Annotated in this window: 11 protein-coding genes and 3 pseudogenes; 5 read left to right on the forward strand and 9 right to left on the reverse strand. The window is 39.8% G+C overall.

Annotated elements, in window-relative coordinates; all coding sequences use genetic code 11:
- A partial coding sequence (locus AC5JMF_RS14360; RefSeq protein WP_495796403.1) for a transposase family protein occupies positions 1-354 on the reverse strand: 354 nt, incomplete at its 3' end.
- Positions 355-533: 179 nt separating this feature from the next.
- Between AC5JMF_RS14360 and AC5JMF_RS14365 the strand changes: the two are divergent.
- The 3 genes and pseudogenes from AC5JMF_RS14365 to AC5JMF_RS14375 all read left to right on the forward strand — a co-directional run.
- Positions 534-674: pseudogene (locus AC5JMF_RS14365) on the forward strand (IS630 family transposase); the annotation flags it as partial.
- 38 nt (positions 675-712) lie between these two features.
- Positions 713-886 (forward strand): hypothetical protein, encoded by a 174-nt coding sequence (locus tag AC5JMF_RS14370; protein WP_495796404.1) that lies wholly within the window; start codon positions 713-715, stop codon positions 884-886.
- A gap of 250 nt (positions 887-1,136) precedes the next feature.
- Entirely contained in the window at positions 1,137-1,493 is a 357-nt protein-coding gene (locus AC5JMF_RS14375; protein ID WP_495796405.1) for a pentapeptide repeat-containing protein, read from the forward strand.
- Positions 1,494-2,037: 544 nt separating this feature from the next.
- Here AC5JMF_RS14375 and katG read toward each other — a convergent pair.
- The gene (katG, locus tag AC5JMF_RS14380; protein WP_495796406.1) at positions 2,038-4,347 is read right to left on the reverse strand and encodes a catalase/peroxidase HPI; all 2,310 of its coding nucleotides are present in this window, start codon (positions 4,345-4,347) and stop codon (positions 2,038-2,040) included.
- A 221-nt stretch (positions 4,348-4,568) separates the two neighbouring features.
- Here katG and AC5JMF_RS14385 point away from each other — a divergent pair, with 221 nt between their 5' ends.
- Positions 4,569-5,006, forward strand: coding sequence for a ParA family protein (locus AC5JMF_RS14385; protein ID WP_495796407.1), 438 nt, complete (start codon positions 4,569-4,571; stop codon positions 5,004-5,006).
- Positions 5,007-5,559: 553 nt separating this feature from the next.
- A complete protein-coding gene (locus AC5JMF_RS14390; RefSeq protein WP_495796419.1) occupies positions 5,560-5,979 on the forward strand; it encodes a transposase family protein in 420 nt (139 codons plus the stop codon).
- Between the two features lie 280 nt (positions 5,980-6,259).
- Here the strand turns inward: AC5JMF_RS14390 and AC5JMF_RS14395 are convergent, their stop codons facing one another.
- The 7 genes and pseudogenes from AC5JMF_RS14395 to AC5JMF_RS14425 form a co-directional block, all read right to left on the reverse strand.
- Complete coding sequence (locus tag AC5JMF_RS14395) at positions 6,260-6,409, reverse strand: hypothetical protein (protein ID WP_495796408.1); 150 nt, start codon at positions 6,407-6,409, stop codon at positions 6,260-6,262.
- Complete coding sequence (locus tag AC5JMF_RS14400; RefSeq protein ID WP_495796409.1) at positions 6,406-6,564, reverse strand: hypothetical protein; 159 nt, start codon at positions 6,562-6,564, stop codon at positions 6,406-6,408. The genes AC5JMF_RS14395 and AC5JMF_RS14400 overlap by 4 nt, the downstream gene beginning before the upstream one ends.
- Positions 6,565-6,903: 339 nt before the next feature.
- Positions 6,904-7,074, reverse strand: a pseudogene (locus tag AC5JMF_RS14405) (ISL3 family transposase); the annotation flags it as partial.
- Positions 7,075-7,094: 20 nt separating this feature from the next.
- The gene (locus tag AC5JMF_RS14410; protein WP_495796410.1) at positions 7,095-7,409 is read right to left on the reverse strand and encodes a hypothetical protein; all 315 of its coding nucleotides are present in this window, start codon (positions 7,407-7,409) and stop codon (positions 7,095-7,097) included.
- Positions 7,410-7,752: 343 nt separating this feature from the next.
- Positions 7,753-8,124 (reverse strand): annotated as a pseudogene (locus AC5JMF_RS14415) (transposase); the annotation flags it as partial.
- A 71-nt stretch (positions 8,125-8,195) separates the two neighbouring features.
- Positions 8,196-9,692: a flavin-containing monooxygenase gene (locus AC5JMF_RS14420; RefSeq protein ID WP_495796411.1), complete on the reverse strand. Its 1,497-nt coding sequence runs from the start codon at positions 9,690-9,692 to the stop codon at positions 8,196-8,198.
- On the reverse strand, positions 9,685-13,695 hold the full coding sequence (locus AC5JMF_RS14425) for a beta-ketoacyl synthase N-terminal-like domain-containing protein (protein ID WP_495796412.1): 4,011 nt from the start codon (positions 13,693-13,695) through the stop codon (positions 9,685-9,687). The genes AC5JMF_RS14420 and AC5JMF_RS14425 overlap by 8 nt, the downstream gene beginning before the upstream one ends.
- Between the last annotated feature and the right edge of the window lie 33 nt (positions 13,696-13,728).

The raw sequence follows: 13,728 nt of genomic DNA on the forward strand, positions 1-13,728 counted from the left end.
GCTATGAATGTTGCTATTTAATACTTGTTGCACTACATCAACCGCTAGTCTCTTATTATATGCTTTATTCTTTTCAACGAAATCTAGTTTTTCACTAAAGACTTTCTTACATTTATTACATTTGAATTGGCGACGATTTATTTTTAATAAAACTGTTTTTTCACTCCAAGATAAATCATTAATTGTTCGCCAATGATTTTGATGTATACTTTGAGTGATTCTTCCACAGGTCGGACAACTACAATAGTTCACAGCTTTTTCTATTGTTACAACTATTCCTATACCTTCGACCTCTTGACAATCTAACACTTTCATATCGGGAAGATTCAGTATTTCTTCTACAGTAAATTTCATAGCGTTCGCTTAAAATTTTGGTAAGCTACAATTTATATTGTAACATCAGTTCTATTTGATAATATTTGAAAACTTGTAAATTATTACAATATGTAGACTTTAACCATTTTTTATATTAAATTGTAGTTGTTAAAATCTAATTTATTTTAATTTTTGCCATAAAATTAGCGGAAGAACCAGAATATATTACTCATCGCTTATTTAAATCAGTAGACGAATTGAAAACACTGCTAGATAAGCTGTTAAATCAAGGCGAGTTAGTAATTAAGTGGCATCGGAAAATCAAAAATAAAGGTAATTTTAGCTATTTTGCAGCTTAAATGCTGATTAGCTTAAACACTACGGCACAATCAACAAAATGCTGCTGTTGACTTTTGAGCAGTATCACAAGGAAAATTGGACTCCTGAACTCAATAGAGCGTGGAAAAATGCCTTAACAACGATTACGCAACAGATGTTAAGAGGTGCAAGAGTCGAATCTGTATCTGAGCCAAAAGTTGTCTCGCCGACAAAAAAAGCAAACATTCGCTAACCTTCAGAATTAAGCACACAAATACCAAGCGAATCTCAACAATTTCAAACCGAAAGATCGCGACAGCCTTTAAGAAGCCGTACCAGATCGAGGAAATCTCAGAGAGGTATAAAAAGCTTACCGCGTAAGGATCGTTATCTGTTATGGCTGAGATCCTTAATTGAAGTTATCAAAAAAATTCCCAAGCAATTAAGCAAGACTTTTTGGACACTACCAACCTGGGCGATCGCACTTGGTACAGTCTTAAATTATGTCAACCGTTTTTATCTTAGCTGATGAACATTCTGCACTGGGAAAACTTCTCGCTGGTGTTGAGGCTAGTAGTGCAAATTTGAGTTATGCAAAACTGGGTTTTGCTCGCTTGAGTCAAGCTAATCTCAGTAGTGCCAACCTGAGCGGTGCTAATTTGATTTATGCAGATTTGAGTCATGCCAATCTGAGTGGTGCTAATTTGAGGGATGCTAGTTTGAATGGTGCTAACTTGGAGGGAGCCTACCTAACTGGTGCTAATCTCAAAAATGCTAAAGTCAGCGATTATGAATTAAGAAGTGCTTTCCTCGAAGGTACGATTATGCCGGATGGTTCAAAATATCGCTCTTTGAATTAGCAACGCGATCGCTCATTCTTGCATCGCTTCGGATAGCAGTCGCGCAAATAGCCGCGCGTCAATCGGTTTTCAACCGTGCATAAATTAGTTCTTTGTCTTTAATAATACATATTTACTTAACTGAGAGTCCAATACTTTATAATTCTGATAGCTATAATTTTTAGGCATACCGAATATAATTCATGGAATTACGGCATCTGAAATATTTTGCGATCATTGCAGAAGAACTTAACTTTAGCCGTAAGGAGTTGCAGTCATGCCCAATGAGGCACAAGCGCTACCTCATCCCCAAGTTGTGTTTATGCCGCTCCTCCATCCCATACACTACGCGCGATCAGCTGCCGTATGGCGGAAAGAAACACCCACTAAATCTTTAGATAAATATCTTAAAATAAGTGACAAACGAGATAATCTCGTTCGTATTGCTTTAATCCAAAGCGCAAGGTTCCTCTTGCCGTGGATAAGCAGCGTTCTTATCCACGGTGAGTTCTTCAAAGCGCAGCGATACACCCGTGGAGTTCGGGCGTGTTGAGCGCTCAAGACTTTAGCGGGTCTGTTCAGCGCCAACGTCGAAGCGATCGAGCATCATCACCTTGTTCCAGGCTGCGACGAAGTCCTTGACCATCCGCTCGTGACCGTCATCAGCGCCATAGACTTCAGCAATCTGACGCAGTTGGGCGTTCGAGCCGAAGATGAGATCGCAGCGGGTTGCGGTGAACTTCGCTGCACCGGTTTCGCGATCGCAGATATCAAAAAACATCTCCCGATTGTCAACAGGCTTCCACTCGTAGTCCATACTTGTCAGGACACGGAAAAAGTCATTGGTCAAGACACCCGGTCGGTCAGTGAAGCTACCGTGCTTTGAATAGTCCCAATTCTGATCGAGGGCGCGAAGTCCGCCGACCAGAACCGTCCATTCGGGCGCGGTCAGCGTCAGGAGCTGCGCCCGATCCAGGAAGATCCGCTCCGGCTTCACCTTATAGCCAACCGCCTCATTGTGATAATTTCTGAAACCGTCCGAAACTGGCTTCAGCCAATTAAACATTTCAACATCTGTCAGATCCTGAGTCGTATCCATCCGCCCCGGAGTAAACGGGACGGCAACAGAAAACCCAGCCTCTTGCGTGGCCTTCTCGATCGCAGCACAGCCACCGAGGACGATCAGGTCTGCTAGCGAGATTTTTTTGCTGCTCGACTGAGTACTGTTAAAGTCCGCCTGAATTTGCTCAAGGGTCGATAGCACCTCGCCGAGTTCCTGCGGGCGGTTCATTTCCCAGTCTTTCTGAGGATTGAGGCGAACGCGCGCCCCATTTGCGCCGCCGCGCTTGTCGGAATGGCGGTGACTCGATGCCGCTGCCCAAGCGGCTGACACGAGCGCCGAAACCGAGAGTCCACTCGCTAAAATCTTATCCTTAAGAAAATTGATATCGGCGGCATCAACGACATCATGATCCAGTGCCGGAATTGGATCTTGCCAGATCAGATCTTCCTCTGGGACTTCCGGACCAAGATAGCGCGTTTTCGGACCCATATCCCGATGGATCAGCTTATACCAGGCGCGCGCGAACGCATCGCTGAAGTAATCGAAATCACCCAAGAAGCGCTGACAGATCTCGTGATAGGTCGAATCGACTTTCAACGCAATGTCTGAAGTCATCATCATTAACGGATGCTCAACGCCCGGTTGATGGGCATCCGGTGTCTTCGGCGCATCAGCATTGCTCGGCTTCCACTGAATCGCACCTACTGGACTCTTTGTTTGTTCCCAGTCGTACTTAAAAAGATTGGTGAGGTAATTGTTATCCCACTGGGTCGGGTTTGGAGTCCACGATCCTTCGATCCCGTTCGTCATTGTATATTCGGCAAACCCAGTGCCTTCAGGGTTCTGCCACCCCAAGCCCATCGCTTGAATCGGCGCAGCTTCCGGTGCTGGACCGATCTTGTCCGGCGAGACCATGCCGTGACTTTTGCCAAAGGCATGACCACCTGCAATCAGCGCGACAGTCTCTTCGTCATTCATGCCCATCCGCGCAAACGTCTCGCGAATGTCTCGCGCCGAGCCATAGGGGTCGCCCTCAGCGTTTGGACCCTCTGGATTGACGTAAATTAGCGCCTGGTGCGAAGCTGCTAGCGGGTTCTCAAGGTCGTAGTATTCCTCGTTCGGTTTCCCAACCCACCGAATCGTGCGAGTGACCATCTCATCAGGATGACCAGGGTGTTCCTTGATATCGTCAACCGGATCGCCGTTCCAGAACTCCGGCCCCCAGTATGTCGCGCGATCCGCCTCCCAGGCATCAATGCGACCGCCACCAAAACCGAAGGTCTTAAACCCCATGATTTCGAGCGCGCAGTTGCCCGTCAGAACCATCAGATCAGCCCAGCTTAGTGCCGCACCATATTTCTGCTTGATGGGCCAGAGCAGCCGTCGTGATTTATCTGTGTTTCCATTATCCCACCACGAATTGATGGGTGCGAAGCGTTGCATACCCTGACTCGCTCCACCCCGACCGTCCGCGATCCGGTAGGTGCCTGCTGAGTGCCACGCCATGCGAATCATTTGAGGTCCATAATTCCCATAGTCGGCGGGCCACCAGTCCTTTGAATCGGTCAGCAGCGCTTTGATATCGCTCTTCAACTGTTCAAAGTCAAGCTTCGCGAAGGCTCCTTTGTAATCGAAATCTCGCAGTGGGTTAGCTTGGGGCAAATTTTGGTGAAGCAGTTCGACCTGAAGTCGGTTCGGCCACCAATCATCGACTTGTGGCTTGGAGCCGAGCGCGCCGCCAATGCGGGTTCCCCGGAAGGGACATTGTGCAGGAGGGGTGGCAGGGTTGTTGTTCATGGGGCTGTTATTCATTCAGTTTAATCCTTCTTCATTAAGTTCAATTCTCTCTAACAGTTTATGTTAGTCAAGCTGTGTTGAGCGCCGCCATTTGTGGCGGTTTGAACGGCAAGTGCCTTCATCCACAGTGTCATGCAACTACTGTGTGGCAAATAGTCTGCATTTTTGATATTTTTGGCGGGTTTGTGATAAATTCGAGCGTAACTCTACTTTGAGTATGTTGACTAACAGCCTTTATGGGATTAGGGGAAATTAAGCTCAAAACCGAGCAAACTATTTATAGTGCGATCGCTGAAGAAACTCCCCTGTATATATGGGAAAAACAGATTCACGGAATACACCTTGTACCAACAAATATCCAATTAGCAGGTACAGAGCAAAAGATTTTCCATGACCTGACCATTGATAACCGTCAACGGCTCAAGTTTGCACTCTCAAATGTACTTGACCAGTATGACTATATTTTGATTGATTGTCCGCCTTCTCTAGGAATACTAAGCATTATGAGCCTAGTAGCTGCTTCACACGTTATTATTCCTGTTGAAACACAATATAAGTGCTATCTTGGCACCAACCAACTGCTAGAAACGATCGCCCGGCTCAAAAAAGGAGGACACCAGAAATTACAAATTGCCTGTATAATTCCAACCAAATACGATAATCGTAATCTTTAAGATACAGCTCACCGTTCGCGTAATAGAATTTGACTTACGAGTTTCTGCGTCAAATCTCCAAAAAACTTTTTACAAGTGTCATCAGTTGCGATTCCAGTAGGAACAATAACTCCTACTCTCCCATCAGATAAAATTAACCTTCTCGTAGTCTCAGCGAAAACAGCATAAGTATTGATATCCCCTATCGCAGTTAATGGAAATCTCCCCGACTCCCGAAGAAACTTACTCTGCGCTTCAGCATCATGTTTCGCCTCTTCAAACGCCTGCGCTAATTCAGGATTTTTCGGTTCTTCCGCTACTTTTATGGCAAAAATTAAAATAAACTAGATTTTAACAACTACAATTTAAGATAAAAAATGGTTAAAGTCCACATATTATAATAGTTTACAAGTTTTCAAATATTATCAAATAAAACTGACGTTACAATATAAATTGTAGTCTACTAAAATTTTAAGCGAACGCTATGAAATTTACTGTAGAAGAAATACTGAATCTTCCCGATATGAAAGTGTTAGATTGTCAAGAGGTCGAAGGTATAGGAATAGTTGTAACAATAGAAAAAGCTGTTAAAAATCAATTTATTGTTTTACCAAATGGAGAAGATATTGTTGATGTAATAGTTGGAAAGCTAGGTAAGACAAGTGATATTAATTTATTTAGAGTCAGGCGTGATCAGTTTGCTCCTCAACAAAAATTTTTAGGGGATAAAGCTTATAAGGGGGATGCGGCGATAGCAACGCCTCATAAAAAGACTAAAAACAACGAAATTACTGAAATCCAAAAAGAAGAAAATAAAGAATTGTCTTCAAGAAGAATAGGTGTTGAGCATCTGATAGGTAGAATAAAAATATTTAAAATTGCTAGTGAAAGATTTCGCCTTGGGCACAAGAAGTACAATCGGGTAATTATGACTGTTTGCGGGTTAGTTCGATTCCGGATGAATCAGGTGTTTATATTAGCTCTTAATAGTTAACAGTAGCTATTCAAAATTAAATATATTTAATTCTATTTTTGGTAAAACTTTTGATAAAAGTGTGACTATTAGCCTTGAAATCCTTATTCACTCGTCAAACTCAAGCCAGTGATCGCCTACCCCAAATAATGGCTCAAACCTATTAATATCATACGTTTAGCATTTTGCGGATAGGTCTAATGAGAGAACAAGAGATGCGATCGCAAGCAGAGATAACAAATCGTTCTACATCCTGCTCGTTCCCTAAAATCTGGTCATATCATGTCCGGCTAATCACTTATCATAAAAATTTCTCCACGTCCCCGCGTCTCCCTATCTCCGCGTCTAAAAATTTACCTGCTACATCTGCATTGCCATTGACCAGTATATAGTTTGCCAGATGTTGTAAATCTTGCGTTGCCCGGTCTTTGACAATTAAACGATAGTTCATCTGTCGTTTGGGTTCTCCATGCTGTTCTGATCTAAAACGGTAGAACGCAAATTTTGCCAATATTCCGGTGTTACTTCCTGCCCTTGGTCATTAATACCTTCAGCTAAGAGTGCTTCTAATTTCGCCTGTGCTTTGCGTTTTTGGTCTTGCTTCACCAAATCTAAAAAATATTCGCCAATGCTACTATTAAGTACCTGTCATCACTTGTGCCTCTACATAAACGCGCACCTCATCAGGTATATCAATACTGATATTCATCGGCACTCTTACATAACTACTCTTATTATTTTAACTGACAGTTTCCATCAATCTTAAATTCTCCCGTCGCTATGAAGCGGTCTTGTTTATTCGGTCAAGCATCATGTATCTAGGCGATCGCCGTTAATTCCAGCATCATTCATTCTGCTATCAACTTAGAATCCCATGTATAAACCCCTATTTCACCAGGTACTCTAGAAAATCTCCCTGTTCTATGTCCCCTGGATAATTCATCTATTAATACAGCAAGCACAGTAATTTCCCTTTCCTTTCACTAGAGCTATCTCATCAATTCCAAGTCTTTTTAAGTCTTCAGGTTTTAAATCACCGTTATCTTCAGATGCGTCTTTTAACATTCTTTCTATTTCATCTATTGTCACTATACCTTTAGATGCCACACTATGGCATAATAAGTCCTGAAGAACCATCATTTTTGAAAATATCGATACGTGGCTGCCAGAGGAATTGCGAAAAATACGAGAAATACAGTATTGAAAACAGCATTCTGCCAAAATCCCGCTGATATAGACAACGAACTATCCAAGATGAACCACACGAGTACTGATACTATCATGGCGTACCACGCTTCACGTTGCCTACGATAAAATGGCCCTATAAGGATGAAGAGTAAACTAATACTCCAACCGACCATTACAGCACCAAGTACGCCATACAAAAATTTAATATAAGAATATACGATTTCATCAAAGGTAGTATGTGCTTGTAAGGGTGAAAAGAACATTGTGTTAAAGAACAACTGCATAAGATCTGGTAAAATAACCAAACTAATGCTAAATATAGTTACTCCGCAAGTAACAATGATTAACCAATACCACCATAGACGAAACCATAAATTCATTATTTAACTCCTGTGTACAGTTTTCAAATAATAAGTAAGTACCTATGCAAAATTAATTGTGTATTTTTCTCCAAAATCGGAATTTTTCAGTTTTTTAAGTAATGCTAGTTCTTCATGCTTTTGCTTATATTCTAATGGATCTGGCTCTTTTGCTAATCCCCTTTTAAATCTTCTTCCACATTTTACTTGCAATAATAGCGCTACCTCGATTCTTAATCTTTCTGTGCTATTTTATAATTGAATTGCCCTGGTTAAGTAAGCAATTTAATAATGCCTCTAGCTCCGAAACTGACTGGAATAATCGATGCGCTATATATTCCTTTGCTGAATGCCATACAAGTTCAATCAAGTTATAGTCAGGACTATAAGCAGGTAAAAAATGCAATTATATATATATTAGGTAAATTTTGCTCAATTTTTTGCAAAAATCTTTCTTTTTATGATATCTAGTATTATCAAGAATAATTAAGATTTTTGTCCCACTAACGTGAAAATCACACTCTTGATTACCTTGTTAAATCCACTCAGATTTTACATACTAATTCAACTTCTCTACTTGCTCATAAAAACCCTCACCATTTCCTTTAACCTTGTAGCAATAAGCTACTGTTTTTCAAAAAACCAAATTTATAACCTTTTAATTTAATCAATAATGTTTCTTATTTTAACTTAGTTTTTATCTTTACCAAAGCAGTAGAAATCTTCTAAACTAGCTCGAAAAGTTATTAGTAAATAATATAATGTTGATAGAGGCCAATTGTTGACAATTTTACCCTGCTCATTTTTATACCAATTAGTACAATTACTACTCCAAACAGTTTTAGCAGCAGCAGCTTGTAGTTTTTGGTTAAATAAATATTGCTTATTGGGCTTAATATCCAAAAATTGGAACGATTTTCTTTGAATTAGCTGAATGCAGGAAATTATATAACGAACCTGGCATTCAATCATAAATATAATTGAATTTGATGTATTAGTATTTGGCCCATAAAGCATAAATAAATTAGGAAATCCTGATATCATAATACCTTTATATGCTTCAGCACCATCTTTCCATTTATCCTCTAATAATTGGTTATTCAGACCAATTATTTTTATAGGCAATAAAAAATTGTTAGCATGAAAACCAGTAGCAAAAATAAGAGTATCTATTGCATATTCGTGGTCATCTTGAGTCAACACACTATTAGTACATATAGCCTTAATACGCCTAATAATAACTTCAACGTTGGCTTGCTGAAGCGTTTCATAATAATCATTTGATAGCAAAACTCGCTTACAACCAACTGGAAAAATTGGCTCTAGGACTGATTGAAGCGTTGCCTGTTTTACTTTTTGATGTCTCTGACGACTAACGTAGGCAGCAAATAATTTTCCCGTAATGCCGTCTTTTTGAAGAATGCCATTCACAAGCAAAAACTCTAAAGTCAGATAAGTCCATAATCGATATAAATTAACTGTTAATGGAAACGTCTTGAATATCCAATGTTGAAATTTAGTAAATTTATGATCCTGCTTATTTAAAATCCAGTTAGCACTACTTTGAAAAATAAATAACTTCTTCACTTCTTTAGCAATTAGTGGAATAAACTGAATGGCACTTGCACCAGTACCTATTACAGCCACTGTTTTACCTCTTAAATTATACTGATGATTCCAGCGTGCCGAATGGAACTGAGTTCCTTGAAATGTATTAATTCCAGGTATATTAGGTATTTTTGGGCGATTCAATTGTCCACAACCACTGATTAAAATATTAGCTTGTAACTTTTCATTGTGATGGGTATAAATACTCCAAATACCTTGCTCCTGTTCAAAAATTGCTGTAATAATTTCAGTATTAAATTGAATATGTTGCTTAATACCGTATTTGTCAGCACAATATTCTAAGTATTCAAGTATTTCTGATTGTTTTGGGTAGTTTTGTGTCCAATTATATTTAAGCTCAAAAGAAAATGAATACAGGAAAGATGGAACATCACAACCAGCACCGGGATAAGTGTTATCTCGCCATGTGCCACCTAAACTCTCTGCTTTCTCCAAAATCTTAAATGAGTTAATACCAACTTTCTTTAGATTAATTGCCATACACAAACCAGAGATTCCAGCACCAATAATAGCAATTTCTAGTTTTTGTTCAGTGTTACGAAAAAATTGATTATTCATTCCTATTAATTTTTAAGATTTCTTGAGAAATTATATCTAACAGAGATTTTTGGCTATTGTTCAAAAACATATGTTTACCAGGAAGCATTTGCAGCTTAAAGGTATTTTGAGTATGGTGAGACCACAGTGAAAGTTGCTTTTCACTAAGAGAAGCATCATCCACACCACCAAAAGCATAAATTGGGCAATCTAGTGGCTCTTGCTCCTTATAGTCATAACTTTGTAGTAGTTGCAGATCCGCTTTAAAAATCTCCATCAACTCTTCAAAAAGTGATTTGTCATTATAAATAGCCTCTGGAATTTCTGAAATCTCCACAAGATAATTTAAAATTTGATTTTGTGAACAATTTTTAATTCTCTTTAAAAAAGAAATATCAGATATTGCTTGAGCGCTACCCAAAAACAAATATTGTGGGTTAATGTTATATTTTACTTTTACAATGTAAGCAAGTTCAAAAGCAATTAAAGCACCCATACTATGACCATAAAAAGCAAAAGGTTTATCAAGATAAGGATGAATCAAGTCTCCTAAAACTTGGATTAAAGCTGCAAAATCTGTAAAAGGTTTTTCCTTTAAACGCTGTTGCCTACCTGGAAGTTGAATTGGTATAACTTCTATATTTAGTGGTAATTCATCAGACCATTTTTTAAAAATTGAAGCACTTGACCCCCAGGGATGAAAGCAAAACAGGCGTAGGTAACTATTAGGCTTAGGTTTATAGTATGCAACCCAACTTGCTCTTTGATTAGCTAACTCTGTAATTTCATTTTGGAAAGATGCTTTCTTTAAGGTAGAACTATCTTGAGTGATTTTTTCAGTAAGCTGTTCTGCTAGTTCGATAATACTGGGCCCTTGCATAATTTCGCCAGCAGGTATAGTTACTTCTAATTGAGCTTCCAATTGATTTTTCAGTTCAATAACACTTAAAGAATCAAAACCTAATTCTAGGATGGATTGTTGTGTATCAATTTCAGACGCATTAATTTGTAGTATTTGGAGTGTTTGCTTTTGTAGATATTGTATTAAAGTTTGTTTATATTTTACTGTAGGAACTGCTTGTAGTTCCTGGAGTAGTTCAAGTTTTTTTACAGATTTATGTTGCAGTAAGGGAATTTCTTCAATGCTAACTTTTGTTAATTGTTGTTGATGTTGTTGAACTATCAGGTTTAGTAGTTTAGGCAATAAATCAACTTCGCTTTGGGAGAGATTTGCGACTGTGCTAAGTTGTTGAGTTAATGCTTTTATATCTCCTTGCTTAATAAGATTAATGATAAGAGAACTATTATTCTCCGATGTAATAGACTGATCTTGATAACGTCCATTACCCATTTCAATCCAGTAGCGCTGACGTTGGAAAGGGTAGGTGGGTAAAACCACCTTTTGACGCAGAGAATCGCCCTCAAATCCTGACCAGTCAATAGCCACACCTTGGACATATAACTGCGCCAAACTCGAAAGCATCACATGCCACTCACAAACACCAGCACGCATCGAAGCCAACCACACACCTAACTGTTTCGGCAAACATTGCCGTCCCATACTCAACAAATGTGGTTGTGGTCCAACTTCTAAAAACACGTCATAACCTTGAGTTGACAAAGTCTGCATACTTTGAGCAAACATCACCGGCTTCAGTACATGAGCTAGCCAATATTGCGCCGTTGTGATCTGCTCATCTGCAATCTCTCCAGTCAGGTTGGATATCAACGGGATTTGCGGCTGATGGTAGGTGATTTGATTGGCAATTACTTCAAACTCTGCCAGCATCGGTTTCATCAATGGTGAATGAAACGCATGGGATACTTGCAAGGGTTTTGTTTTGATGCCAAGAGATTCCAACTGCTGAGAAATTGCTGCAACTGCGGTCTTTTCCCCGGAAATGACTACGCTTTGTGGTGCGTTAATTGCTGCGAGGGAAACTGTGTTTTGATACTGACTCAGCAGTGGTTGCACTTGTTGCGCTGATGCCATCACTGCTACCATTGCGCCCTCAGAATTCAACTTTTGCATTAACGAGCCTCTGGCGGCTATCAGTTTGAGACCATCTTCTAAACTGATAATTCCGGCTATGGTTGCGGCTACGTATTCACCAACGCTATGACCAACTACCACATCTGGTTTGATTCCCCATGATTGCCACAATTGAGCGAGGGCATACTCTAGTGCAAATAGTGCTGGCTGGGTATAGGCTGTTTGATTAATTGGCAATAGACTTTGTGCTTCGCTTGTCGATGGGTAGAGTATTTCTAGTAAAGGATATTCTAATTGACTAGCGAGGATTTGCTGACATTGGTCTATGGCTGCACGAAATACTGCTTGGGTTTGATAGAGTTGTCTTCCCATGAAGACATATTGTGAACCTTGACCTGTAAATAAAAATGCTATTTTTTTTGGGTTGCTTGTGTTAGTGATTTGTCCTGATGTTACCTGTGTTATCTGTTCAGTAGTTTGATATTCATGCAGTTTTTCTGCTAATTGTTGTTTGCTGGCCCCAATTACTGCTAGTCGGTGATTGAAGTGGTCACGTCCTGTGTTTGCTGTGTAGCAGACGTCTGCTAGTTCTGTTTCGGTGTCAGTTGTCAGATATTTGTAATACTTTGTGGCTAACTCTTGCAGTGCTGTTTCTGTTTTTGCTGATAGCGTTAGTATTTGTAATGGTCTGTCATATAAGTTTTTACTCTTAACTTGTTTTGGTGCTTCTTGGAGTACCAAATGTGCATTAGTTCCCCCTACACCAAAAGAACTAACTCCTGCTCGACGAGGAGTACCATCGGTTTTCCATTCAGCAAGAGTTGTGTTGACATAAAAAGGACTGTTGGCAAAATCAATTTTAGGATTAGGTTTTTCAAAATTTAAACTAGGAGGTAATAACTTGTGCTGGAGAGCTAACACAGCTTTAATCAGTCCTGCTACTCCTGCTGCTGTAACCAAATGCCCTATATTAGTTTTTACTGAACCAATAGCACAATAACCTTGTTTGTGCGTACTCTGTTGAAAAGCCTTAGTCAAACCTGCAATTTCAATAGGATCTCCCAGTTGTGTTCCTGTACCATGAGCCTCTACATATGTAATTGTCTCTGGGTTTACTCCCGAGACAGCATGAGCTTCTGCAATCACTGCTGCTTGACCTTCTACACTGGGCGCGGTGTAGCCTACTTTTAAAGAACCATCGTTGTTAATAGCTGAACCCTTAATTACTGCATAGATATAATCACCATCAGCAATTGCATCTTTAAGTCCTTTGAGGAGTACAATCCCAATGCCATTACTTGGTACTGTTCCGTTGGCTTTGGCATCAAAGGCTCTACAGTGACCATCTGGTGAAGCAACTAACCCATCTTGATATAGGTATCCTGGTTCTTGGGAAACAAAAATAGAAACCCCACCTGCTAGCGCCATGTCACACTCTCCATTAAGCAGACTTTGGCAAGCAATATGAACTGCTACCAATGAAGTCGAACAAGCAGTTTGAACACTAATAGCAGGCCCAGTTAAATTTAGATGGTAAGCAACACGCGTTGCTAAATAATCCTTGTCACCTCCTTTAAGGTACACCCGTAAACCAAGGTCAGATTCAGAATCAAGGTTGTTGATTAAATAACTATTAATACTGCAACCTGCATAAACCCCAATTGAACCTTCGTAGACATTTGGATTATAGCCACCCCTTTCTATTACTTCCCAAGCACATTCTAAAAACAATCGTTGTTGCGGATCTATTTCCATAGCATCTTTAGGACTACAGCCAAAGAAACTAGCATCGAACATATCGATATCTGAAGGAGTTCCGCTAGCTTTTACATAATTAGGGTTATTCAAACGTTCAGGCTTGACACCAGCAGCTAGTAATTCTTCGTCTGAGAAAAAATGAATTGACTCTACACCATCTCGGATATTCTGCCAAAATTGCTCAATACTATTTGAGCCTGGGAAACGTCCAGACATAGCAATTATTGCAATATCTTGATTTTCATCAAAAAATTCTTCTTCTAGCTGATACATAAACTTTTCTCCTAAAAATATCTATTAAAATTT

Source organism: Desmonostoc vinosum (assembly GCF_059505385.1).